This window comes from Ramlibacter tataouinensis, assembly GCF_027941915.1.
In the GTDB taxonomy this organism is placed as follows: Bacteria; Pseudomonadota; Gammaproteobacteria; order Burkholderiales; family Burkholderiaceae_C; genus Ramlibacter; species Ramlibacter tataouinensis_C.
Window position 1 is genome coordinate 183378 of sequence record NZ_CP116009.1, and the last position, 23877, is coordinate 207254.

General features: G+C 70.0%; 28 protein-coding genes and 1 tRNA gene. 21 read left to right on the top strand and 8 right to left on the bottom strand.

Annotated features, from left to right (window positions below; all coding sequences use genetic code 11):
* A complete protein-coding gene (icd, locus tag PE066_RS00820; RefSeq protein WP_271234677.1) occupies positions 1–1254 on the bottom strand; it encodes an NADP-dependent isocitrate dehydrogenase in 1254 nt (417 codons plus the stop codon).
* Between the two features lie 212 nt (positions 1255–1466).
* On the opposite strand from icd, the gene PE066_RS00825 reads away from it, so the two are divergent.
* The 3 genes from PE066_RS00825 to PE066_RS00835 all read left to right on the top strand — a co-directional run bounded on the left by PE066_RS00825 (position 1467) and on the right by PE066_RS00835 (position 2581).
* On the top strand, positions 1467–1673 hold the full coding sequence (locus PE066_RS00825; protein ID WP_271234678.1) for a hypothetical protein: 207 nt from the start codon (positions 1467–1469) through the stop codon (positions 1671–1673).
* Between the two features lie 187 nt (positions 1674–1860).
* Entirely contained in the window at positions 1861–2076 is a 216-nt protein-coding gene (locus PE066_RS00830; RefSeq protein WP_271234679.1) for a hypothetical protein, read from the top strand.
* Between the two features lie 67 nt (positions 2077–2143).
* The gene (locus PE066_RS00835; protein WP_271234680.1) at positions 2144–2581 is read left to right on the top strand and encodes a DUF192 domain-containing protein; all 438 of its coding nucleotides are present in this window, start codon (positions 2144–2146) and stop codon (positions 2579–2581) included.
* A 75-nt stretch (positions 2582–2656) separates the two neighbouring features.
* On the opposite strand, the gene PE066_RS00840 is transcribed toward PE066_RS00835, so the two are convergent.
* Together PE066_RS00840 and xseA are read right to left on the bottom strand one after the other, a co-directional pair.
* A complete protein-coding gene (locus tag PE066_RS00840; RefSeq protein WP_271234681.1) occupies positions 2657–3238 on the bottom strand; it encodes a superoxide dismutase in 582 nt (193 codons plus the stop codon).
* Positions 3239–3287: 49 nt separating this feature from the next.
* On the bottom strand, positions 3288–4580 hold the full coding sequence (gene xseA / locus PE066_RS00845) for an exodeoxyribonuclease VII large subunit (RefSeq protein ID WP_271234682.1): 1293 nt from the start codon (positions 4578–4580) through the stop codon (positions 3288–3290).
* Positions 4581–4909: 329 nt separating this feature from the next.
* Here xseA and PE066_RS00850 point away from each other — a divergent pair, with 329 nt between their 5' ends.
* The 6 genes from PE066_RS00850 to adk all read left to right on the top strand — a co-directional run bounded on the left by PE066_RS00850 (position 4910) and on the right by adk (position 8699).
* On the top strand, positions 4910–5542 hold the full coding sequence (locus PE066_RS00850) for a MotA/TolQ/ExbB proton channel family protein (protein ID WP_271234683.1): 633 nt from the start codon (positions 4910–4912) through the stop codon (positions 5540–5542).
* Complete coding sequence (locus PE066_RS00855) at positions 5539–5967, top strand: ExbD/TolR family protein (protein ID WP_271234684.1); 429 nt, start codon at positions 5539–5541, stop codon at positions 5965–5967. Before PE066_RS00850 ends, PE066_RS00855 begins: the two co-directional genes overlap by 4 nt.
* Before the next feature lie 5 nt (positions 5968–5972).
* Entirely contained in the window at positions 5973–6974 is a 1002-nt protein-coding gene (lpxK, locus tag PE066_RS00860; protein ID WP_271234685.1) for a tetraacyldisaccharide 4'-kinase, read from the top strand.
* Positions 6955–7161 (top strand): Trm112 family protein, encoded by a 207-nt coding sequence (locus tag PE066_RS00865; RefSeq protein ID WP_271234686.1) that lies wholly within the window; start codon positions 6955–6957, stop codon positions 7159–7161. Before lpxK ends, PE066_RS00865 begins: the two co-directional genes overlap by 20 nt.
* A 4-nt stretch (positions 7162–7165) precedes the next feature.
* Positions 7166–7930: a 3-deoxy-manno-octulosonate cytidylyltransferase gene (gene kdsB, locus PE066_RS00870; RefSeq protein ID WP_271234687.1), complete on the top strand. Its 765-nt coding sequence runs from the start codon at positions 7166–7168 to the stop codon at positions 7928–7930.
* A 112-nt stretch (positions 7931–8042) separates the two neighbouring features.
* A complete protein-coding gene (adk, locus tag PE066_RS00875) occupies positions 8043–8699 on the top strand; it encodes an adenylate kinase (protein WP_271234688.1) in 657 nt (218 codons plus the stop codon).
* 161 nt (positions 8700–8860) lie between these two features.
* Here the strand turns inward: adk and PE066_RS00880 are convergent, their stop codons facing one another.
* Positions 8861–9787, bottom strand: coding sequence for an asparaginase (locus PE066_RS00880; RefSeq protein WP_440480560.1), 927 nt, complete (start codon positions 9785–9787; stop codon positions 8861–8863).
* 78 nt (positions 9788–9865) lie between these two features.
* Here PE066_RS00880 and lexA point away from each other — a divergent pair, with 78 nt between their 5' ends.
* The 9 genes from lexA to PE066_RS00925 all read left to right on the top strand — a co-directional run bounded on the left by lexA (position 9866) and on the right by PE066_RS00925 (position 18798).
* Entirely contained in the window at positions 9866–10540 is a 675-nt protein-coding gene (gene lexA, locus PE066_RS00885; protein ID WP_271234690.1) for a transcriptional repressor LexA, read from the top strand.
* Positions 10541–10662: 122 nt separating this feature from the next.
* Complete coding sequence (locus PE066_RS00890; RefSeq protein ID WP_271234691.1) at positions 10663–10998, top strand: hypothetical protein; 336 nt, start codon at positions 10663–10665, stop codon at positions 10996–10998.
* A 56-nt stretch (positions 10999–11054) separates the two neighbouring features.
* Complete coding sequence (locus tag PE066_RS00895; RefSeq protein WP_271234692.1) at positions 11055–12062, top strand: D-2-hydroxyacid dehydrogenase family protein; 1008 nt, start codon at positions 11055–11057, stop codon at positions 12060–12062.
* Between the two features lie 13 nt (positions 12063–12075).
* Complete coding sequence (locus PE066_RS00900) at positions 12076–13269, top strand: MFS transporter (protein WP_271234693.1); 1194 nt, start codon at positions 12076–12078, stop codon at positions 13267–13269.
* Between the two features lie 8 nt (positions 13270–13277).
* Positions 13278–14801: a 3-hydroxyacyl-CoA dehydrogenase gene (locus PE066_RS00905; RefSeq protein ID WP_271234694.1), complete on the top strand. Its 1524-nt coding sequence runs from the start codon at positions 13278–13280 to the stop codon at positions 14799–14801.
* Between the two features lie 3 nt (positions 14802–14804).
* Positions 14805–15584, top strand: a complete 780-nt coding sequence (locus PE066_RS00910; RefSeq protein WP_271234695.1) for an oxepin-CoA hydrolase, alternative type — start codon at positions 14805–14807, stop codon at positions 15582–15584.
* A 92-nt stretch (positions 15585–15676) separates the two neighbouring features.
* Positions 15677–16396: a Crp/Fnr family transcriptional regulator gene (locus PE066_RS00915; RefSeq protein WP_271234696.1), complete on the top strand. Its 720-nt coding sequence runs from the start codon at positions 15677–15679 to the stop codon at positions 16394–16396.
* Complete coding sequence (locus PE066_RS00920; protein WP_271234697.1) at positions 16396–17499, top strand: phosphotransferase; 1104 nt, start codon at positions 16396–16398, stop codon at positions 17497–17499. Before PE066_RS00915 ends, PE066_RS00920 begins: the two co-directional genes overlap by 1 nt.
* 24 nt (positions 17500–17523) lie before the next feature.
* The gene (locus PE066_RS00925) at positions 17524–18798 is read left to right on the top strand and encodes an acyl-CoA dehydrogenase family protein (protein WP_271234698.1); all 1275 of its coding nucleotides are present in this window, start codon (positions 17524–17526) and stop codon (positions 18796–18798) included.
* A 5-nt stretch (positions 18799–18803) separates the two neighbouring features.
* Here PE066_RS00925 and PE066_RS00930 read toward each other — a convergent pair whose 3' ends face one another.
* The gene (locus PE066_RS00930; protein WP_271234699.1) at positions 18804–19496 is read right to left on the bottom strand and encodes a hypothetical protein; all 693 of its coding nucleotides are present in this window, start codon (positions 19494–19496) and stop codon (positions 18804–18806) included.
* Positions 19497–19556: 60 nt separating this feature from the next.
* Between PE066_RS00930 and PE066_RS00935 the strand changes: the two genes are divergently transcribed.
* Entirely contained in the window at positions 19557–20249 is a 693-nt protein-coding gene (locus PE066_RS00935) for a glutathione S-transferase C-terminal domain-containing protein (RefSeq protein WP_271234700.1), read from the top strand.
* Between the two features lie 33 nt (positions 20250–20282).
* Positions 20283–20792, top strand: a complete 510-nt coding sequence (locus PE066_RS00940; RefSeq protein WP_271234701.1) for a hypothetical protein — start codon at positions 20283–20285, stop codon at positions 20790–20792.
* 6 nt (positions 20793–20798) lie between these two features.
* Here the strand turns inward: PE066_RS00940 and PE066_RS00945 are convergent, their stop codons facing one another.
* The 3 genes from PE066_RS00945 to PE066_RS00955 form a co-directional block, all read right to left on the bottom strand.
* A complete protein-coding gene (locus tag PE066_RS00945) occupies positions 20799–21215 on the bottom strand; it encodes a hypothetical protein (RefSeq protein ID WP_271234702.1) in 417 nt (138 codons plus the stop codon).
* 311 nt (positions 21216–21526) lie between these two features.
* Positions 21527–21602, bottom strand: a tRNA-Lys gene (locus PE066_RS00950).
* 72 nt (positions 21603–21674) lie between these two features.
* On the bottom strand, positions 21675–22322 hold the full coding sequence (locus tag PE066_RS00955) for a phosphoribosyltransferase (protein WP_271234703.1): 648 nt from the start codon (positions 22320–22322) through the stop codon (positions 21675–21677).
* 430 nt (positions 22323–22752) lie between these two features.
* On the opposite strand from PE066_RS00955, the gene PE066_RS00960 reads away from it, so the two are divergent.
* Entirely contained in the window at positions 22753–23877 is a 1125-nt protein-coding gene (locus PE066_RS00960) for a hypothetical protein (RefSeq protein WP_271234704.1), read from the top strand.

The window sequence follows — 23877 nt, forward strand, 5'->3', positions numbered from 1 at the left end:
TCACATCTGGTCGATCATGACCTGGCCGAAGCCGGAGCAGGACACCTGGGTGGCGCCGTCCATCAGGCGGGCGAAGTCGTAGGTCACCTTCTTGGACAGGATGGCTTTTTCCATCGAGCTGATGATCAGGTCGGCGGCCTCGGTCCAGCCCATGTGGCGCAGCATCATCTCGGCCGACAGGATCTCGGAGCCGGGGTTGACGTAGTCCTTGCCGGCGTACTTCGGCGCGGTGCCGTGGGTGGCCTCGAACATGGCGACCGTATCGCTGAGGTTGGCGCCCGGGGCGATGCCGATGCCGCCCACCTGGGCCGCCAGCGCGTCGGAGACGTAGTCGCCGTTGAGGTTGAGCGTGGCGATCACGCTGTATTCCGCCGGGCGCAGCAGGATCTGCTGCAGGAAGGCGTCGGCGATGGAATCCTTGATGGTGATGTCCTTGCCCGTCTTCGGGTTCTTGAACTTGCACCACGGGCCGCCGTCGACCTCGACCGCGCCGAATTCCTTCTTGGCCAGCGCATAGCCCCAGTCACGAAAGCCCCCTTCCGTGAACTTCATGATGTTGCCCTTGTGCACCAGCGTGACGCTGGGCTTGTCGTTGTCGATGGCGTACTGGATGGCCTTGCGCACCAGGCGCTCGGTGCCCTCGATCGAGACCGGCTTGATGCCGATGCCGGACGTCCCGGGGAAGCGGATCTTGGTGACGCCCATCTCCTCGATCAGGAACTTGATGACCTTCTGCGCCTTGTCGGACTGGGCCTCGTACTCGATGCCGGCGTAGATGTCCTCGGAGTTCTCGCGGAAGATGACCATGTTGGTCTTCTCCGGCTCCTTCAGCGGCGAGGGAACGCCCTTGAAGTACTGGATCGGGCGCAGGCAGACGTACAGGTCCAGCTCCTGGCGCAGCGCCACGTTCAGCGAGCGGATGCCGCCGCCCACGGGCGTGGTCAGCGGGCCCTTGATCGAGACGACGTAGTCGCGCACGGCGTGCAGCGTCTCCTCGGGCAGCCAGACGTCGGGGCCATAGACCTTGGTCGATTTCTCGCCGGCATAGACCTCCATCCAGTGGATCTTGCGCTTACCGCCGTAGGCCTTGGCGACCGCGGCGTCGACCACCTTGAGCATGACCGGCGTGATGTCCATCCCCGTGCCGTCGCCCTCGATGTAGGGAATGATCGGCTGGTCCGGCACGTTCAGCGAAGTGTCGGCGTTGACGGTGATCTTCTGGCCCTGGCTGGGCACCTTGATGTGCTGGTACATGGAGGAAAGCGTCCTTCGGGGAGGATGTGGAATGCTGGGTCGCCGCGGGCTGCGGCAAACCTCGGGATTCTAGCCGCCGGCACCGGCGCCCCCTCGCGCGCAGGCCGCCAGCCCGTCCGTGTCAACCGCCGGCCAGCCCCGCGCGTTGCGGCTGGAGCTTCCCGGCGACGGGAGGTGCTTTTCGAAAATCATCATCCCAAAGGAAGAAAACCATGACCAAGCTTCTCGGCTCCCTGATCGCCGCCCTGTTCGCCACCGCCGCCTTCGCGCAAGCCACCCCGGCCGCCGCCCCGGCTGCCCCGGCCAAGGCCGAAGCGAAGAAGGAAGAGAAGAAGGAAGCCAAGGCCGAAGCCAAGGCGGAGAAGAAGGAAGCCAAGGCCGAAAAGAAGGCCGACAAGAAGGAAGAAGCCAAGAAGTAAGGCCTTCCGGCCCCTGGAAGATGCCCGCCTCGCGCGGGCATTTTTCATGGGACCGAGGCCGGCCCCGATCCGCCGGACAGGCACTGTCAACGGGCGCATCGGCCGCCCCGTTACGGGGGAGCCTTCCGCACCCCGGGAGGACAACCGAAACCGGTTCCCTGCAAACTGACCCGAGAGGATCCTGATCATGTCCAAGCTGCTCGCCGCCCTGACGGCCGCCCTGTTCTCCGCCGCCGTGTTCGCGCAGGCCACCCCGGCCACGCCCGCCACGCCGGCGGCCCCGGCCAAGGCCGAAGCCAAGAAGGAAGAAAAGGCCGCCGCCAAGGAAGACAAGGCTGCCGCCAAGAAGTCCAGCAAGAAGACCGCGAAGAAGGCGAAGAAGGCCGAAGACAAGAAGGCCTGATTTCCGCGCCTTGGCGCCCGGTGCCCGCTTCGGCGGGCACTTTCGTTTCGGCCGCACAATCGTGCCCATGAAAGCCCTGATTGCAGCCATCGCGCTGGGGGCCGCCGCCGCGGCCGCCGCGCAGGAGCCCCAGACCGACCTGCCGCGCGTGCACCTGGCCGCCGGCATGCACCAGATCGACGCCCAGCTCGCGCGCAGCCCCGACGAGCGCGCCACCGGTCTGATGTGGCGCCGCCAGATGCCCCAGCACGAAGGCATGCTGTTCGTGTTCGCTCAGCCCTCGGTCCAGTGCTTCTGGATGAAGAACACCCTGCTGCCCCTGTCGGCCGCCTTCCTGGACGATGACGGCACGGTCGTCAACATCGCCGACATGCAGCCGCAGTCGCTCGACTCCCACTGCTCCGCGCGCCCCGTGCGCTACGTGCTCGAGATGAACCAGGGCTGGTTCGCCAAGCGCGGCGTCAAGGCTGGGTCAAAGCTAACCGGCCAGCCTTTCCAGAAATAGCGGAACCACAAAAGGACAAGGGCCGCGAAGCGGCCCTTGTTTCCTATTGGAGCGGAGCGGATACCAGCGTAGCGGTTACGCGAAGTTCTTCTGCGCGAACTCCCAGTTCGCCAGCTTGTCCAGGAAGGTCTCGACGAACTTCTGGCGCAGGTTGCGGTAGTCGATGTAGTAGGCGTGCTCCCAGACGTCCACCGTCAGCACCGCCTTGTCGGCCGTGGTCAGCGGGGTGCCGGCGGCGCCGGTGTTGACGATGTCGACGCTGCCGTCCGGCTTCTTGACCAGCCAGGTCCAGCCGGAGCCGAAGTTGCCGACGGCGGACTTGACGAAGGCTTCGCGGAACGCCGCGTAGCTGCCCCACTTGGACTGGATCGCCTGCGCCAGCGCACCGGTGGGCTCGCCGCCGCCGTTGGGCTTCATGCAGTTCCAGAAGAACGTGTGGTTCCAGACCTGGGCCGCGTTGTTGTAGATGCCGCCGGAGGACTTCTTGACGATGTCTTCCAGTTCCATCTTCTCGAACTCGGTGCCCTTCTGCAGGTTGTTCAGGTTCACCACGTAGGCGTTGTGGTGCTTGCCGTGGTGGTACTCCAGGGTTTCCTTGGAATAGTGCGGCGCCAGCGAATCGATCGGGTACGGGAGCGGGGGCAGGGTGTGTTCCATGGTTCCTCGAGTTGGTTGTTGGTCTGTCAGAAGCGGACGATTCTAGGCACTAAAGCAACCTCGGCTGGACCACCGCCAGATCAACCTCTCCTTCCGACAGGGTTGCCCGCAGCACCTGGCCGGTGCGGGTCTGCGCCGCCCGGCAAACCACGTGCCCGTCCTCGTCGGTCAGCAGCGCATAGCCGCGCTGCAGCACCAGCCGCGGGTCCAGCAGTTGCAGCCGCAGGTCGGCGCGGTGCAGGCGCTCGTGCTGGCGCTGCAACTCGCGGGGCAGCGCGGCCGCGTGGCGGCTGTCGCGTGCGGCCAGTTCCGAGCGCGCCCGTTCGAGCCGCAGCCGCACCGCATGGCGCAGCCGGTCGCCGAGCTGGCCGAGGGCGCGCTGCTGCTGGGCGAGCCGCGACGAGGGCCGGCCCAGGCGTCCGCTGGCCTGGTCCAGCCGCTGCGCGGCCGTGTCCAGCCGGCGCATGACGGCGGCCCGCAGGCGCTCGTCCGTGCCTTGCAGGTCCTGCAGCCAGTCCGCACGCGGCCGGGTCACCAGCTCGGCGGCGGCGGTCGGGGTCGGCGCGCGCAGGTCGGCGCAGAAGTCGGCGATGGTGAAGTCGGTCTCGTGGCCGACGCCGCACACCAGCGGCACCGGACTGCGCACCACCGCACGGGCCAGCGCTTCCTCGTTGAAGGACCACAGGTCCTCGATCGAGCCGCCGCCGCGCACCAGCAGGATCACGTCGATGCGGCCCGCCGCCGCTTCGACGTACAGCGCCTCGAGCGCACGGACGAGCTCGCCCGCGGCCTGAGGCCCCTGCACCGGCGCGGGCGCCAGCACCACCGGGATGTGCGGCACGCGCCGCCGCAAGGCGGTGGCCACGTCGTGCAGCGCGGCGGCGCCGGTGGAAGTGACCAGGCCGATCGCGCGCGGCATCGCCGGCAGGGGCCTCTTGCGGTCGGCATCGAACAGGCCTTCGGCTTCCAGCCGGGCCTTGAGCTGGGCGAAGCGCTCGTACCAGGCGCCCTGCCCTGCCCGCCGCAGGCTTTCGACCACCAGCTGCAGGTCCCCGCGCGGCTCGTAGACCGTCAGCCGGCCCTGCACCTCGACCAGGTCGCCGTCGCGCGGCACGAAATCGAGCAGGCCGGCCGCCCGGCGGAACATGGCGCAACGCAGCTGACCCTGCGGATCCTTGAGCGAGAAGTACAGATGCCCGCTGGACGGGCGCGAGCAGCCCGAAACCTCGCCGCGGACCGCCACCGGATTGAGTCGCGCGTCCAGGAAGTCCGCAACGGCGCGGCACAGCGCGCCGACTTGCCAGATCCGCGGCGAAAACGCTGGGTCGGCCGGGCCGGTCATCAGGCGCGACGCGGCTGGCCAGCACATCCGCAACGGGACTTAGTCCACAGCGCGAGCGGGCTGCACTTGGAAACGAACCCGTCCCGGGAAAATGCTGATTCCGTCGAGCAAGTGCTTGATTTCACAGCGTTTTTTCCTGCTGAATTTGTGATCGAACTGACAAATGGAAGCATTCATGCGGCCTGCGCGGCCATGGGGCGGTGGTTCTGCACAAAGTTGTCCACATCTTCTGTGAGTCGCTTCCTACGGTCGATGGCGTTTGTCCGACCGCGCCCGAGCTCCTCCATAATCGCGCCACCTTTTCGCATTCCAAGCCCGGCGGAGCCCCTTTGTTTTCGATCATACAAGCCGCAGGCTGGCCGATCTGGCCGCTGGTTGCCTGCTCCATCCTTGCCCTGGCCCTGGTCATCGAGCGCTTCCTCAGCCTCAAGACCGCCCGGGTGGCGCCTCCCCGGTTGCTGGACGAGGCCATCTCGGTTTCGCGGGCGGCGGTCCCCGCACCGGACGTCGTCACCCAGCTCGAGCAGAACTCCGCCCTCGGTGAAGTGCTGGCCAGCGGCTTTCGCGCGCTCAACAGCGACCCGCGCTGTACCGAATCGGACCTGCGCGCCACCATGGAAGGCGCCGGCCGCGCCGTCGCCCACCGGCTGGAGCGCTACCTGAGCGCGCTGGCCACCATCGCCTCGGCGGCGCCGCTGCTCGGCCTGCTGGGCACGGTGATCGGCATGATCGAGATCTTCGGCTCGCAGGCGCCCAGCGGCGGCGCGCCCGGGGGCAACCCGGCGCAGCTGGCGCACGGCATCTCGATTGCGCTCTACAACACGGCCTTCGGCCTGATCATCGCGATCCCGGCGCTGATCTTCTGGCGCTACTTCCGCGCCCGCGTCGATGCCTACCTGCTCACGCTGGAACTGGCGTCCGAGCGCTTCGTGCGCCACCTGCTGGCCCTGCGGCGCGCATGAACTTCCGCGGCCGCACCCGGGAAGAGCCGGAGATCAACCTGATCCCGTTCATCGACGTGCTGCTGGTGGTGCTGATCTTCCTGATGCTGTCCACCACCTACAGCAAGTTCACCGAGCTGCAATTGCGCCTGCCGGTGGCCGACGCCGACGCCCAGCGCGACTACCCGCGCGAGGTGATCGTCGGGGTGGCCAGCGACGGCCGCTACACCGTCAATCGCGAGGCGGTCAGCGGCCGCAGCCCCGACGTGCTGGCGCAGGCGCTGTCCGAAGCCGCCAAGGCCGGGCGCGAGAGCGTCATCATCATCAGCGCCGACGCCACTGCGCCGCACCAGTCGGTGATCACCGTGCTGGAAGCGGCACGCCGCTCCGGCCTGCAGCAGATCACCTTCGCGGCGCAGTCGTCGGCGCAGGCCGGCGGACGCTGAAGCCGATGCGCCAGGCCCTGCAGAGCGCCTGGCTGCGCCGGGGGCCGCTGGCCCGGGCGCTCTTCCCCGTTTCCCTGCTGTACGGCAGCGCGGTGCGCGTGCGTGGAAGCCTGTACCGCGCCGGCATGCTGGAAGTGGAACGCGCGCCGGTGCCGGTCGTGGTGGTCGGCAACGTCGTGGCCGGCGGCGCCGGCAAGACACCGGTGGTGATGGCCATCGCCGAGCGGCTTGCGGCCGAAGGGCTGAAGGTCGGCGTGGTCTCGCGCGGGCACGGCCGGCACGGCGGCGACTGCCTGCCGGTGGCGCCCGGCAGCGATCCGGCCAAGGTCGGCGACGAACCCCTGCTGGTGGCCACGCGCTGCCGCGTGCCGGTGTTCGTCGCCGCGCGCCGTCCGCAGGCCGTGCAGGCGCTGCTGCAGGCGCATCCCGGCACGCAGGTGATCCTCAGCGACGACGGCCTGCAGCACCGCGCGATGGCGCGGGACGTGGAGATCTGCGTCTTCGACCGGCGCGGGGTGGGCAATGGCTGGCTGCTGCCGGCGGGGCCGCTGCGCGAGCCATGGCCGCGCGCGGTCGACCTCGTGCTGCGCGACGCGCAGACGCCCGGCATCGAGGGCTTCGTGGTGCGGCGCCGGCTGGCAGGCTACGCCTGGCGAGCCGACGGCGAGCGCCTGGAGCTGCGGGCGCTGGCGGCTGCGGGTGATTGCGCGGCCCTGGCGGGGATCGCGCAGCCGCAGGCCTTCTTCGACCAGCTGCGCGCGGCCGGCATCCGGCTGCGCGAGACCTGGGCCTTGCCGGACCACCACGAATTCGGCGCCCCGGAGCCCTGGTCCGCGACCGCCGGGCCGCTGCTGTGCACCGAAAAGGACGCCGTCAAGCTGTGGCGCCACCGCCCCGACGCCTGGGCCGTTCCGCTGGAGCTGGAGATCGACGCCGGCTTCTGGCCTGCCCTGCATTCGCTGCTGCGGCCAAAGCTATCATCGCCGGATGGACCCCAAACTGCTTGAGCTGCTGGTCTGCCCGGTCACCAAGGGCCACCTCGACTACGACCGCTCGCGGCAGGAACTGGTCTCGCGCAGCGCCCGCCTCGCCTACCCGGTCCGCGACGGCATCCCGGTGTTGCTGGAGGACGAGGCGCGCGCCCTGAGCGACGAGGAACTCGAGCGCCTGCCCACGCGCACCCCGCTGGCCTGACGCCGTGGGCTTCACCGTCGTCATTCCGGCGCGACTGGCCTCGACCCGGTTGCCCAACAAGCCGCTGGCCGACATCGCCGGCAAGCCGATGGTGGTGCGCGTGGCCGAGCGGGCCCGCCGCTCGGGAGCCAGCCGCGTCGTCGTCGCCGCCGACAGCACCGCCATCGTCGAAGCCTGCCGCAGCCACGGCGTCGAAGCGCTGCTGACCTCGCCCGACCATCCATCGGGGACCGACCGGCTGGCCGAAGCCAGCCGCCTGCTGCAACTGGGCGACGACGAGATCGTGGTCAACGTGCAGGGCGACGAGCCGCTGATCGAGCCGGCCCTGGTCGACGCGGTCGCCGCGCTGTTGCTGCAGCGGCAGGACGCATCCATGGGTACCGCGGCGCACCCGCTGCAGGACGTCGCCGAGTTCGCCAATCCGAACGTGGTCAAGGTCGTCACCGACGCCGCCGGCCTGGCGCTGTACTTCAGCCGGGCGCCGATCGCCTGGTGGCGCGATGGCTTTGCCAACGGCATGGCCAGCCTGCCCGAGCCGGCCCCGCTGCGGCACATCGGCATCTACTCCTATCGCTCCGGCTTCCTGCGCCGCTTCCCCGACCTGCCGCCGGCGCCGATCGAGCAGCTCGAGGCGCTGGAGCAGCTGCGCGCGCTCTGGCATGGCCACCGGATCGCGGTGCACGTGAGCGCCGGTGCGCCCGGCCCCGGGGTCGACACGCCGGACGACCTGGCGCGGGTGCGCGCCGCCTTCGCGCGGCTGCCGGATTGAGCGCAAGCCGCGCCGAGGCTGCGTGCTATCCTCAAGCGCAATGACGCGCAGCGGCCCGGCGGGAGGATGATCACGGGCCCGCGGCGCCGCTTCCAACCTTCCGAGGACATCCATGAGACTGATCTTGCTGGGCGCACCGGGCGCTGGCAAAGGCACGCAGGCCGCTTTCGTCTGCCAGAAGTACGGCATCCCCCAGATCTCCACCGGTGACATGCTGCGCGCCGCCGTGAAGGCCGGGACGCCGCTGGGTCTGGCCGCCAAGCAGGTGATGGATTCGGGTGGCCTGGTCGGTGACGACATCATCATCGGCCTGGTCAAGGAACGCCTGACCCAGCCCGATTGCGCCAAGGGGTTCCTGTTCGACGGCTTCCCGCGCACCATCCCGCAGGCCGAGGCGATGAAGCAGGCCGGCGTCGCGCTCGACTACGTGCTGGAGATCGACGTGCCGTTCGACGCCATCGTCGAGCGCATGAGCGGGCGCCGCTCGCACGTGGCCTCGGGCCGCACCTACCACGTCAAGTTCAACCCGCCCAAGGTGGACGGCGTCGACGACGTCACCGGCGAGCCGCTGATCCAGCGCGACGACGACCGGGAAGAAACCGTGATGAAGCGCCTGCAGGTCTATGCCTCGCAGACGCGCCCGCTGGTGGACTACTACGCCAACTGGGCCAAGGACGATCCCGCCCGCGCGCCCAAGTACCGCGCGATCAGCGGCATCGGCACGGTCGAAGAGATCACCGCCCGGGTGCTGGCGGCGCTGGAGAGCTGAGCCCGTCTCGGCAGCCTTCCCGCGCAGGCGGGGCCTTCGCGTCGAGGTGCGTTGCGCTGGATCCCCGCCTTCGCGGGGGGTGACATTGCTTCCCAAGCCAATCTGAATGCCCCGCCTTCGCGGGGGACGGTGCCCCGCGGTCGCGGGGGACGGCGGCTTCCTCAGCCCAGCAACTCCAGCAGGAGGTCCACCCGCGCCTTCACCGGTGTCAGCGGGTGCGCCGGCAGGCGGTCGCCGGGCTGGCCGATCACCTCGCCGTCCAGGCAGCGGGTCGAGCGCACCACGCGCACGCCCCGGTCCATGGCACGCAGCAGCGCCTGCTCCATCTCCGAGTTGAGGCTGCCGTTGCCGGTGCCGGCCGCCACCAGGCCGCGCACGCCGGCGGCCACCAGGGCATCGACCGTGCGCGCGCCCGCGCCGGCCTGGTTGGTGACGATCTCGACCCACGGCCACTCGCGCGTGCGTGCGAGCCGGTCCAACAGCGCCGCCTCGGCCGAGCCCTGCGGCCAGGCCCGCAACCGGCGCAGCCGGCCGGCTTCCACGTAAGCCAGCGGCCCGGCGTCGCCGGAACCGAACGCATCCAGCCGGTACGGGTGCAGCTTGCGCACCTCGGCCGCGCCGTGCACAACGCCGGCGCAGACCGCCGTCACGCCTTGCGCCCCGGGGTGCCGGGCGACGGCAAAGGCGTCCACCAGGTTCTGCGGACCGTCCGGCACCAGCGCCGTGGCCGGCCGCATGGCGCAGGTGATCACCACCGGCCTGGCGGGCGCCAGCACGCGCTGCAGGAACCAGGCGGTTTCCTCCAGCGTGTCGGTGCCATGGGTGATGACGATGCCGGCCACGTCCGCCTGCGCCAGCCAGTGGGCGCAGCGGGCCGCCAGGGCTTGCCACACGCCGAAAGCCATGTCCTTGCTGTCGATCTGCGCCACCTGCTCGGTGGCGACCGGCACGCCGGCCAGCTCGGGAATGCCCGCCAGCAGCTCGCCGACGCCGATCTGGCCGGCGACGTAGCCCATGTCCGCGCCCGGTGCGCCCCTTCCTGCGATGGTCCCCCCGGTGCCCAGCACCACGATCCTGTTCGAAGTCACTTGCACTCTTTCCCTAAACTGGTTAAAAATACAGATACTGGATGGGTAGCCAGTGACTGCCCCCGAAGGAGCCAGCCCATGACCGAGTCGCCCAAGCTCACCGCGCGCCAGCAGCAGATTCTGGACCTGATCCAGGCCGCCGTAGCGCGCACCGGCGCCCCGCCCACCCGCGCCGAGATCGCCGCCGAACTGGGCTTCAAGTCGCCCAACGCCGCCGAGGAGCACCTGCAGGCGCTCGCCCGCAAGGGCGTGATCGAGCTGGTCAGCGGCACCTCGCGCGGCATCCGCCTGAAAGACGCCACGCTGCGCTCCATCCACGAGTCGCGCTTCAAGCAGTTCGCGCTGTCGCTGCCGGGCATGGCGCAGATCCCGCTGCCGCTGGTCGGCCGCGTGGCGGCCGGCTCGCCCATCCTGGCGCAGGAGCACATCGACCAGACCTACTACGTCGAGAGCACCCTGTTCCAGCGCCGCCCCGACTACCTGCTCAAGGTGCGCGGCATGTCTATGCGCGACGCCGGCATCATGGACGGCGACCTGCTCGCCGTCATGGCCACCCGCGAAGCCAAGAACGGCCAGATCGTGGTCGCGCGGCTGGGCGACGAGGTCACGGTCAAGCGCTTCCGGCGCAACAAGCAGGTGGTCGAGCTGCACGCCGAGAACCCGGACTACCCGACCATCGTGGTCAATCCCGGCGAGCCGTTCGAGATCGAGGGCCTGGCCGTGGGCCTGATCCGCAACACCATGCTGATGTAGGCCGCCGCCGGAAGGCAGCAGGTGGCGGGCGTATGGCGCGCAAGGCGCCATCACCCTGCGCCTTCCGGCACCGCATCGCCAATCTCGCCTGTGTTTCGTGCCTGAAGTTCAAGGAAAGCGACATGGGACTCACGATCTGCACTTTCGCCCGCGTGCTGGGCGCGGCTCGCCGCTGGTTCGCCGGCCGCGCCGCTTCCGCGGCGCATCAGCCGGCCTTCGCCGGCTCGCCGCTGCGGCCGGCGGGCATCCGCGGCCTGCACACCGCACCCTGCCGCGCGCAGGTCGCCTGGCCGCAGCGCAGCCCCTCGCCCCTGCCGCGGCGGCCGTTGCGCGTGCTGCGCGTGGTCGACGCCGCGCTCGGCCCCCGCACGGCCGGGCGGCTGGTGATCTCCGGCCGCATGGCCGACGTCTGCGCCGAGCTCGACCGCCTGGTCGCGCTGGAGTCGGCCGCCGCCTGAGCTGTTCATGGGCCACAAGCGGAAACGCACAGCGTTTCCGATGTGACAATCGCCCCATGAACATCGTGATCCTCGACGATTACCAGGACGCCGTTCGCAAGCTGCAATGCGCGGCCAAGCTCGAGGCCTTCCCCGCCAAGGTCTATACCAACACCGTCAAGGGCATCGGCCAGCTGTCCGTTCGCCTGCGCGACGCCGACGTGATCGTGCTGATCCGCGAGCGCACCCCCATCAGCCGCCAGTTGGTCGAGAAGCTGCCGCGCCTGAAGCTGATCTCCCAGACCGGCCGCGCCGGCCCACACATCGACGTGGCGGCCTGCACCGAGCGCGGCGTGGTCGTCACCGAGGGCATCAGCTCACCCGTGGCCCCGGCCGAGCTGACCTGGGCGCTGATCATGGCCGCCATGCGGCGCCTGCCCCAGTACGTCGCCACGCTCAAGCATGGCGCCTGGCAGCAGTCGGGCATGAAGTCGGCCTCCATGCCCACCAACTTCGGCCTCGGCATGGTGCTGCGGGGCAAGACCCTGGGCATCTGGGGCTACGGCAGGATCGGCCAGCTGGTGGCCAGCTATGGCCGCGCCTTCGGCATGCAGGTGCTGGTGTGGGGCCGCGAGGGCTCGCGCTCGCGCGCCGAGGCCGACGGCCACATCGCCGCCGAAAGCCGCGAGCAGCTCTTCACCTACAGCGACGTGCTCAGCCTGCACCTGCGGCTCAACCCCGAGACCGAGGGCATCGTGAGACTCGAGGACCTCTCGCGCATGAAGCCGCACTCGCTGTTCGTCAACACCTCGCGCGCCGAGCTGATCGAGCAAGACGCGCTGATCGCCGCCCTGAACCGCGGCCGCCCCGGCATGGCCGCGATCGACGTGTTCGAGAGCGAGCCGATCCTGCAGGGCCACGCCCTGCTGCGGCTGGAAAACTGCATCTGCACCCCGCACATCGGCTACGTCGAGCAGGAAAACTACGAGTTGTTGTTCGGCTCGGCCTTCGACAACGTGGTCAACTTCATCCGCGGCGAGCCGACCCACGTGGTCAACCCCGAAGCCCTGCAGGTGCGCCGCTGAAGCGGGCCGCGCCATGACAGCGCCCGGCGCCGCCGCAGCCACGGCCGGCCGCGCCGCCCCAGCGCCGGTTCTCTGGGCGCTGCTGTTCGGCAACTTCGTCATCGGCGCCGGCGTGATGGTGGTGGCCGGCACCCTCAACGAGATCAGCGATTCCCTGCAGGTGCCGGTGGCCACCGCCGGCCAGTTGATCACCGTCGGCGGCGTGGTGATGTGCCTGGGCGCGCCGCTGCTGGCCGCCGTGGTCGCCGGCTGGGACCGGCGCCGGCTGCTGGCCCTGGTACTGCTCTGGTACGCGCTGCTGCACCTAGCGTGCGCGCTGGCGCCGGGTTTCGGCGCCCTGCTGTCGCTGCGGGCGCTGGCGGTCGTCGCGCCCGCCATCTTCACGCCGCAGGCCGCGGCCTGCGTCGGCTTGCTGGTGCCCGCACACGAACGCGGCCGCGCGATCACCTTCGTGTTCCTCGGCTGGTCGCTGGCCTCGGTGCTGGGAATGCCGATGGGCGCCTTCATCGGCGGCGTGCTCGGCTGGCAGGCGGCCTTCGGCGCCGTGGCCGTGCTGGCGATGGTCGGCGCCGCTTGGGTCTGGCGCAGCATGCCCGACGGCGTGCGTCCACCTGCGCTCTCGGCGCGCGCCTGGGCCGACACGCTGGGCTCGCGTCCGCTGATGCTGTGCATCGCGGTGACGGTCCTGTACTCGGCCGGGCAGTTCGTGCTGTTCTCCTACCTCGCGCCCTACTTCCGCCATGCCCTGGGCACGGGGCCGACGGCGATCAGCCTGATGTTCATGTGGTTCGGGCTGTTCGGCTTCATCGGCAATGTTCTGATGTCGCGCAACGTCGACCGCGTGGGCGCCGCCCGCTCGGTGGGGATCGGCATCGGCCTGATGGTCGCCAGCTTCGCGCTGTGGCCGCTGGGCACCTCGGTGCTGGCGATGGCGCTGGTGGTGGTGCCGTGGGCGCTGGGCTGCTTTGCCTCCAACTCGGCCCAGCAGGCCCGGCTGGTCGGCCTGGCGCCCGGCCTGGCCGCCGGCTCCATCGCCCTCAACTCCTCCGCCATGTATGCCGGACAGGCGATCGGCGCCGCCGGCGGCGGCTGGCTGATGCTGCACAGCGGATTCGGCCTGCTGCACTGGGCCGGGCTCGCTTCGCTGATCGCGGCCCTGGGCCTGAGCATGCTGGCCACCCGGGCGACCAGGACCGCGCGCGGATAATCCCGGCCATGCAAACACCCCTCTTCCCAACGATGGCCGTGGTGGGCACCGGCGCCATGGGCCGCGGCATCGCGCAGATTGCCGCGCAGGCCGGCAGCCGCGTGCGCCTGTTCGACGCGCAGGCCGGCGCCGCCGGCAAGGCCGTGCAGGAGATCGGCAACCAGTGGGACCGCCTGCAGGACAAGGGCCGCATGGACGCCGCCGCGGTCGCTGATTGCAAGGCCCGCTTGCTGCCGGCCGGCGACATCGCCGAGCTGGCCGACTGCCAGCTGGTGGTCGAGGCGGTGGTCGAGCGCCTGGAGGTGAAGAAGGAGCTGTTCGCGCGGCTCGAGACGATCGTGGCACCCGAGGCCGTGCTGGCCACCAATACCTCGTCGCTGTCGGTGACCGCCATCGCTGCGGGCCTGCAGCGTCCCGGCCGCTTTGCCGGCTACCACTTCTTCAACCCGGTGCCGCTGATGAAGGTGGTGGAGGTGATCGCCGGCCTGCGCAGCGACCCGGCCGCCTGCGAGCAGCTGGCCGCCTACGCGCGCCAGATGGGCCACACGCCGGTGCAGGCCCAGGACACGCCCGGCTTCATCGTCAACCACGCCGGCCGCGGCTACGGCACCGAGGCGCTGCGCATCGCCTCGGAAGGCGTGGCCGACTTCGCCACCATCGACCGCATCCTGCGAGACCAGGCCGGCTTCAAGCTCGGGCCGTTCGAGCTGCTGGACCTCACCGCGCTCGACGTCTCGCACCCGGTGATGGAGTCGATCTACCGCCAGTACTACGACGAGCCGCGCTACCGCCCGAGCGTGATCACCGCGCAGCGCCTAGCCGGCGGCCTGCTGGGCCGCAAGTCGGGCGAGGGCTTCTACCGCTACGTCGAGGGCAAGGCCCAGGTGCCGGCCGAGCCGGCCCCGCCGAAGGTCGACGAGATGCCGCCGGTGTGGGTGTCGACCCGGGCGGCGCGACGGCAGGAGCTGTACCAGTTGCTCAAGGACCTGGGCGCGACGATCGAGACCGGCCAGTCTCCCTCGCTCAACGCCCTGACGCTCGTCGCCCCGCTCGGCTTCGACGTCACCACGGTGGCCGTGGTCGAGCGGCTCGACCCCGCCCGCACCGTTGGCATCGACCTGCTGATCGACGATGCGGCCACCCGGCGCCGCGTGCTGGCCACCAACCCGGCCACGCGCGCCGACATGCGCGATGCGGCGCATGCGCTGTTCGCCCGCGACGGCAAGCCGATCAGCGTGATCCGCGACTCGGGCGGCTTCGTCACCCAGCGCGTGCTGGCGACGATCGTCAACATCGCGTCCGACATCTGCCAGCAGCGCATCTGCACGCCCAAGGACCTGGAGACCGCCGTGACCCTTGGTTTGGGCTACCCGATGGGCCCGCTGGCGATGGGCGACCGCTGGGGCCCGGCCAACGTGCTGGAGGTGCTGTTCAACCTGCAGACGGTCTATGGTGATCCGCGCTACCGCCCCAGCCCCTGGCTGCGCCGCCGCGGCGCGATCGGGCTGTCGCTGCTGCAAGAGGAAACCTAGGCCGTGCCCGCCCAGCTCCAGAGCACCAGCGAAGGCAGCACCATGGTGCTGACCATCCGCAACCCCGAGCAGCGCAACGCGCTCGGGCCGGAAATCTACGCCGCGGGCGTCGAGGCGCTGAACGTCGCCGAGTCCCACCCCGACGTGCGCAGCGTGGTGATCACCGGCGAAGGCGGCATCTTCTGCGCCGGCGGCAACCTGCAGCGCCTGCAGGCCAACCGGCAGCAGCCGCCCGAGGTGCAGGCGCGCAGCGTCGAGGGCCTGCACGACTGGATCGAGACCATCCGCAGCTTTCCCAAGCCGGTGATCGCGGCCGTGGAAGGGCCGGCCGCCGGCGCCGGCTTCTCGCTGGCGCTGGCCTGCGACTTCATCGTGGCCGCCGCCGATGCGGTGTTCGTCATGGCCTACAGCACGGTCGCGCTGTCGCCCGACGCCGGCGCCACCTGGTCGCTGGGCCGCGCGCTGCCGCGCCAGCTGGCCAGCGAGCTGCTGCTGTCGGGCGAGCGCATCGGCCCCGACCGGCTGCATGCACTGGGCGTCGTCAACAGGGTCGTGCCGCAAGGCAGTGCCCTGGCCGAAGCGCTGGCCCTGGCCGAGCGGCTCAACGCCCGCGCACCCAATGCGCTGGCCAGCATCAAGGAACTGCTCAACGAAGCGCCGGGCGCCAGCCTGCACCAGCAACTGGCCGCCGAGCGCGACCACTTCGTGCGCAACCTGCACCACCCCAACGGCGGCATCGGCATCGCGGCGTTCCTGGCCAAGGAAAAGCCGCGCTACCGCTGAGCCGCAGCGCGGTCGCGCTGCGCCGCGACGCCGGGGCCGCGGGTCCCGCAAGCGACAATGGCCGCGCCTGCCAGTCACTGACAAGACAGACCATGGACGAGCCCATTCTTACCATCGAGGAACGCGAGGCGATCAACGGCGGCCGCTGGTTCTCTTCGCTCTCCCCTTCGCTGCGCCACGACATCCTCCGATGCACCTACGTCAAACGCTACAAGGACGGCGAACTGATCGCCGCGCGCGGCGATCCGCCCGAGGAATGGATCGCGTGCGCCAAGGGCGCGGTGCGGGTGAGCTCGACCTCGATCTCGGGCAAGCAGATCACGTTGACCTACGTGGAGCCGGGCATCTGGTTCGGCGACGTCGCGATCTTCGACGGCGACCGGCGCACGCACGATGCCTACGCGCACGGCGACTCCACCATCGTGTGCGTGGCGCGGGCCGACCTGCGCAAGATCCTGGCCTCGCACGTCGAGCTGTACGAGGCGCTGCTGCGCCTGCATGCGCGGCGCATCCGCCAGCTTTTCGGGCTAGTGGAGGACCTCAACACCCTGCCCCTGCGCGCGCGCCTGGCCAAGCAGCTGCTGCACCTGGTGCGCAGCTACGGCGTGCCGCAACTGGCCGACGGCAGCGAGATGCGCATCGGCCTGCACCTGGCGCAGGAGGAGCTGGCCCAGCTGCTGGGCGCCTCGCGCCAGCGGGTCAACCAGGAGCTCAAGGCCATGGAACGCGATGACGTGATCCGCATCGAGCCGGGCGGCCTGATCGTGCGCAACCGCGAAGGGCTGATGCGCATCGTCGAGGCTGATCTCTGATGAGCGAGTTCGACCACTTCATCGGCACCGGCCCCGTCGGCGAGCGCCACGCCTTCGACGTCGCCGCCCTCACCGCCTGGCTGCGCCAGAACCTGCCCGGCTTCGAGGGGCCGCTCTCGGTCGAGCTGTTCAAGGGTGGCCAGTCCAACCCGACCTACAAGCTGGTCACGCCGGCGCGCAACTACGTGATGCGCGCCAAGCCGGGGCCGGTGGCGAAGCTGCTGCCGTCGGCCCATGCCATCGAGCGCGAGTTCGCCGTGATGACCGGCCTGGCCGGCACCGACGTGCCGGTGCCGCGCATGCACTGCCTGTGCGAGGACGAGTCGGTCATCGGCCGCGCCTTCTACATCATGGAGTTCATGCAGGGCCGCGTGCTGTGGGACCAGGGCCTGCCCGGCATGTCGCCCGCGCAGCGCGGCGAGATCTACGACGAGATGAACCGCGTGATCGCGGCGCTGCACACGGTCGATTTCGCCGCGCGCGGCCTGGCCGGCTACGGCAAGCCGGGCAACTACTTCGAGCGCCAGATCGGCCGCTGGACCAAGCAGTACAAGGCATCGGCGGACGGCGCGGGCCCCATGAGCCAGCCGATCCCGGCGATGGAAAAGCTGGTCGAGTGGCTGCCGGCGCACATCCCGGCCGCCGCGCGCGACGAGAGCAAGGTCTCCATCGTCCACGGCGACTTCCGGCTAGACAACCTGATGTTCGATGCCGGCCGGCCGCGCGTGATCGCCGTGCTCGACTGGGAGCTGTCCACGCTCGGCCACCCGCTGGCGGACTTCAGCTACCACTGCATGTCCTGGCACATCCCGCACGGCTCGTTCCGCGGCATCGGCGGACTGGACCTGGCGGCGCTGGGCATCCCCGCCGAGGACGACTACATGCGCCGCTACTGCGACCGCACCGGCCTGTCCACCGTCGCCGACCTCAAGGCCGACTGGAACTTCTACATGGCCTACAACATGTTCCGCATCGCCGCCATCCTGCAGGGCATCGCCAAGCGGGCGGAGGCGGGCACTGCGTCCAGCGCGCAGGCGGTGGCTTCCGGCAAGACCGCCCGGCCGATGGCCGAGCTTGCCTGGCAGTTCGCCCAGCGCGCCTGACCCCCACCTTTCGAAAGGCACTCCATGGACTTCGAGTACTCCCCCAAGACACGCGAACTGCAGGCCAGGCTCCTGAAGTTCATGGACGACCACATCTACCCCGGCGAGCGCGCCTACCACGACGAGCTGCAGGCCAACACCGCCGCCGGCAAGCGCTGGACACCGCTGAAGACGATCGAGGACCTCAAGCCCAAGGCCCAGGCGGCCGGCCTGTGGAACCTGTTCCTGCCGAAGGACACGGCCGAAGCCTCGGGCTACCACGGCGCCGGGCTGTCCAACCAGGAGTACGCGCCGCTGGCCGAGATCATGGGCCGCGTGCCATGGGCCAGCGAGGTGTTCAACTGCTCGGCGCCCGACACCGGCAACATGGAAACGATCGCGCGCTATGGCTCCGACGAGAACAGGGCGCGATGGCTCAAGCCGCTGCTGGAAGGCCAGATCCGCTCGGCCTTCGCCATGACCGAGCCGGCAGTCGCCTCGTCGGACGCCACCAACATCTGCACCCGCATCGAGCGCCAGGGCGACGAGTACGTGATCAACGGCCACAAGTGGTGGACCTCGGGCGCCAACGACCCGCGCTGCAAGGTCTTCATCACCATGGGCAAGACCGACCCCGACGCGCCCAGGCACTCGCAGCAGAGCATGATCCTGGTGCCGTCCGACGCGCCAGGCATCCGCATCGCGCGCGCGCTCAACGTGTTCGGCTACGACGACGCGCCGCATGGCCACGCCGAGGTGTTCTTCGAGAACGTGCGCGTGCCGGCCAGCAACATCCTGCTGGGCGAAGGCCGCGGCTTCGAGATCGCCCAGGGCCGCCTGGGCCCGGGGCGCATCCACCACTGCATGCGCCTGATCGGCCTGGCCGAGCGCGCGCTCGAGCTGATGTGCCGCCGCTCGCTCAGCCGGGTTGCCTTCGGCAAGCCGGTCGCGGCCCAGACCGTGACCCAGGAGCGCATCGCCGAAGCCCGCTGCAAGATCGACATGGCGCGCCTGCTCACGCTGAAGGCGGCCTGGATGATGGACGTGGCCGGCAACAAGGTCGCCCGCACTGAGATCGCGATGATCAAGGTGGTGGCGCCCAGCATGGCCTGCCAGGTGATCGACTGGGCCATCCAGGCCCACGGCGGCGGCGGCGTCAGCGACGACTTCCCGCTCGCCTATGCCTACGCCGGCGCGCGCACCCTGCGCTTCGCCGACGGCCCCGACGAGGTGCACCGCAATGCGATCGCCAAGTGGGAACTGGGCAAGTACGGCAGCTACGGCAAGGACGCCCCGCCGGCGGCCACGCGCGGCGCCTGAGCCTTCTACGAGAACGCCTTGACCGCGTTCTCGCAGGCGCGCCCGAACACACGGGTGGCGTGCTGCAGCGCGGGCAGCGCATCGGGCCCCTGCTCCATGCGCAGGTAGGCCCGGCCGCGCAGCAGCATCAGCAGCACCGGCAGTTCGGCGGCGGGTGCCGGCTCGGGCCACTCCATCAGCAAGTGGGCCAGCTCCGCATCCACCCAGGACTGGGCCTGGCCGCGGTCGTCGGCGACCACGGCGTAGCGGCTCCAGAACACGCGCGGCATGCTGTCCCAGCCCACCTCCTCGTGCATGGCCAGCAGCCGCATCTCCTCGGGCAGGCTGGGGTCCACGCTGGTCTGCAGCGAATCGGTGTACAGCGCATAGGCCTGCTTCTCCAGCGATTCCTTGAGCGGCCGGTTCATCGCGACCACCAGGACGTCGGGATCGATGTCGAGCTCGGCGCGGCCCCGCAGTTCCTCGCCGCGGATGTACTTGCGGCCCGGGCGCCCCAGTTCCATGCGCCAGCCCTTGCCGGCCACCCGGCCTTCGAAGGCGAGCGCGGTGGCGCCCGACTGGGTCGCCACGGTGAACCCCTGGCCGGCGGCCCAGTCGGCCGCCTTGCCGGCCAGCGGCGACGCCATCGACGCCGGCGGCAAGCGCTGCTCCGGCGCCTGCCGGAGCGGGGAGAATGCCTTGCGGATGCGGTCGAACATGGCGCGCGGGATTGACCTACAGTGGCGCATTATCGAAGCAAACCCCAAGCGACCGAACCGATGATCGAAGTCTTCAGCTGGCCGACGCCCAATGGCCACAAGGTGCACATCCTGCTGGAGGAATGCGGCCTGCCGTACCGGGCCACCGCCGTCGACATCGGCGCCGGCGACCAGTTCCAGCCGGATTTCCTGGCGATCAGCCCGAACAACAAGATCCCCGCGATCACCGACCCGGAAGGCCCCGATGGCGAGCCGATCTCGCTGTTCGAGTCGGGCGCGATCCTGGTCTACCTGGCCGGCAAGACCGGCCGCTTCCTGCCCCGCGGCGACCGCGCCCGCTACGAGGTGCTGCAGTGGCTGATGTTCCAGATGGGCGGGGTCGGCCCGATGCTGGGACAGAACCACCACTTCCGGCAGTACGCGCCCGAGAAGATCGCGTACGCCATCGAGCGCTATACCAACGAAGCCCGGCGCCTGTACGGCGTGATCGACCGGCGCCTGGCACACAGCCGCTGGCTGGGCGGCGACGAGTATTCGATCGCCGACATCGCCACCTGGCCCTGGCTGCGCAACTGGAAGAACCAGGGCATCGAGCTGTCGGACTACCCGGCGCTGGAGCGCTGGTTCCACGCCATCGAGCAGCGGCCCGCCGTGCAGCGGGGCATCCAGGTGCTGGCCGATCGCCGCAAGCCGATCACGGACGAGCGCGCGCGCGAGATCCTGTTCGGCAGTACTCAGTACCAGCGGCGCTGACCGCCGGACACGACGGCCAGCGGTCCGCCTCCGATGCCCACCGCACTCCAGCTCGCTGCCGGCGATCCGGCCCTCGAAGAGCGCGTGCGGGCCTGCCGCAGGCTGCTGTCGCGCCGGGCCCTGGTGGGTGCGGCGGCCAGCGCGGTGCCCGTCCCGGGGCTGGACTGGGCGGCCGACGCCGCCCTGCTCACCCGCTTGCTGCCGGAGATCAACGGGGCCTTCGGCCTCACGCCCGACCAGCTCGCCCGGCTGCCGCACCACCGGCGCGACCAGGTCCAGAAGGCCGTGTCCGCCGTCGGGTCGGTCGTGATCGGCCGGATGGTGACGCGCGAGATGGTGCTGCGTCTGGCGCGCACCGTGGGCCTGCGCATGACCGGCAAGCAGGCCGCCCGCTACGTCCCGCTGGCGGGCCAGGCGGTGGCCGCGCTGATGGGCTATGCCGCCCTTCGCTACCTGGGCGAAGAGCACCTCAAGGATTGCGTGCGGGTGGTCAGGGACGCGCGCCTGGCGCTGCCCGCGCCCGAGGCGCTGCGGCTGCGCTGATCCCGATCAGTGGCTGAGCGACTGCGCCGAAAGCTTGCGCAGCACCTGCTCCTGGTCCAGCAGGCGAGCCGCCAGCCGTGCACCGTGGCGCAGCCAGCGCAGGTCGCGCTCGGCCGTGGCCTCGTCGGCGCTGGTGCAGCAGAGCATGCCGTGCACGCTGCCATCGCGCTTGAGCACCGGGGCTTCCAGCAGCCGCCCGGCTGCGGCTTCGCAGGCCACCCCGGTGGCCAGCGCCGCGGCCGGCCCGTGCTCCAGCGCCTCGACCACCCGGAAGCGGCGAGATCCGTCCGTGTAGTGCCCAACGAACACCACGTCCATGCCGTGCTCGCGCAGCATGGCCAGCACTTCGCGGATGGCGTCAGGCCGGCTCATGGCGGCGGACGCGTGGATCGTGGCGTTGGCGGCGGGGCTGGCGGGGCTCATGCGGGCGGGCTCGGGACGAATGGGAATCCTACCCATGCGCCGTGGCGGGGTTGTGGCGCCGCGTAACAGCACCGGCATGGTCGCAACGGCCGGGCCGGGCCCGTTCGTGTTCGCAGCAACGCGAAACTCAAGTACCGGCGCGGGCGCGCAGCGGCCACGTCGCATGCCGCCAATGGATGAGCCTTGTTACGTTTGCGGCCGGGCGTGTGGCGTTTTCGCACGCGACGCATGGCGCCACCCCGGCCCGGGCTTCGGCGCAAAGACAAAGGGCTGCCGTCGGTGCGAAACCTGCGGCAGCCCTTGGGGATGGGTGGTAGGACGTGCAGGATTCGAACCTGCGACCAACGGATTAAAAGTCCGCTGCTCTACCAACTGAGCTAACGTCCCACGGCAAAGCCCACGATTATAGCCAGCGGAGTGCCCACGGCTGGGCTGGCATCCGGCGATTTTGTTGGCGGTTCAAGGAGCCGGTCCGGCCCGCGCCAGCAAGCTGCGCACCTCGGCGTCGCTGGTCTGCGGGAAGTGCCGGTACCACAGGCTCACGGCGCGGAAGGGCATCGGAATCGCCGGGCACACCAGTTCGTCGACGGCCGGCCGCACCAGCTCGCAACCTTCGCTCGAGCCCACCGGCACGGCCGCGCACAGGCGCAGCGGGCCGGCGCTGCGAACCGCTCGCGCGGCCGCCAGCAGGCTGGCGCCAGTGGCCAGGCCGTCATCGACCACGATCACGCTGCGGCCGGCCAGTTGCAGCGGCAGGCGCCCGCCGCGGTACAGCAGTTCGCGGCGCTGCAGTTCTTCCAGTTCCCTGGCCGCGACGCGCTCGACGTCGACCGGGTCCACCGGCATGCCCGGCAACGGCGCGACCACCCGCACGCCGCCGGACGCGATCGCGCCCATGGCGACCTCGGGCGCTCCCGGATAGCCGAGCTTGCGCACCACGAACACGTCCAGCGGCGCCGCCAGGGCGTGCGCCACTTCGGCGGCCACCGGCACGCCGCCACGCGGCAGCCCGAGCACCAGCAAGCCGGGCGCGCCGCGCCAATGCGCAAGCCTGGTGGCGAGGACGCGGCCTGCCTCGCTTCGGTCGCGATACGGAAGGTCGGCCATGTGCTTCCCTCTTTGGGCACACAGTGTGCGCCCGATCGGGCCTCGTCGCCCGTCGGGATGCTCGGCCGGCGATGTCGCGCCACGGTGCGGCGCTGCCCGACGTGAAGAAGTGGTCCGCGCCAGGTATCGGTGAATGGCGGCAAGCAGTCTCGCCGCATCGGTGGCAGCGCGGTGGCAGATGCAGCGCGGGGCAATGGGAACGGCAGCGGCCTGGCCTGCCCGGAGGGACTCGAACCCACAGATAGCTTATTCCTTGTTGTGCTGGACTGCGCTCCAGAGGGGATGGTGTGCTGCGTGGTGCTGGATTCGGCCGATTCTTCCCCGGATTCCTACCCGGCTCGAACCCACCCTTAAGAAATCGCCCCACCACCCGTCGCGCGATCAGGGCTACCCTAACCTCAGCCATAGAGCGAGGGAGGGAGGGAGAGGGATGAAATGGCTCTTGGGGGTCATCCTGGCCGCCGCAGTTTCGGCCTGCACGGGTGGATGCGGCGGGGGTGGCGGCTCAGGCGCGGGCGCGGCGGTCGGGGCTGACATTGCCACGCCGGCACGGATCGTCGGCTACTCGCAGACCGCCGACTTCATCACCCTGGAATTTGACCGACCCGCCGCCGCAAGATACGCAATGGCGGCGTCGGTCCCGCTTGAGGTGAGCTCCCTGCTGGGAATGGAAGAGCGCGCCGTCAACGTCCCGAGCGGAAAGGCGATCACCATCCCGATTCAGAACGAACCCACTGCGGGGGAGTACTCCATCGTCGTCTGGATTGGCAACGAATACGTCGAGGTGGTCCGGCAGTCGGAGGACTGGCTTCGGCAGACCTTCGACTTCGCGCGCCCCGGCGGCTACTCCATTCTTGGCCGACGCACGATCGAGGCGATCGCACCAGAAGGCGAGGTCCAAGCCTCGGCCCTGACCGTTGTCGGAACGCCCGTCATCGCCGCTGCACCTGAGGACGTGAGCCCATACGACGAGATCGACAAGGCGGCTGGCCTGCTTCGCCACCTCTGGCAGCAGCCCCTCCAGCAAGGACCGACGAGCAAGAGCTACGACGAATTCCTGTCCCATCCCCTGCCGACGAAGATGCAGCTCGTCCAAAGCGGTGACTTCGCCATCATGTGCTCAGGGTTCCGCGACCTGTTTGCCCACGCCTCACTTGGTGTCGACGGGCTCAAGGTGCGGCTGGTCGAGGCCGCGAACTACGCCCCGCAGCTACCGGACCTTGTGACCTACAGCCACTCGACGGCAGAAGTCTGGGTGGAGGGGCTGGGCCGCTGGGTGCTGTTCGACCCATGGCTCGGGATCATGGTGACGCGGCAGGGCGAGCCTGTCGGCGTTCGGGAGCTGCTGGACGATCCCTCGGGCATCGAGGTCGCGCCCGTCATCGACGCGGTGCCGCGCAAGTACCGCGAAGAGAGCGGGCAAGTGGTTCACAACACGTTCAGCCCCTCGTCAGTGCAGGCCGAGCGGTTCACTTGCGGCCCGCTGGGGTGCGCGCCGGGTTATGTGGAGTACTTCAAGAGCGTCACCGTGCGCGACGTGGTTGCGCTGGAATAG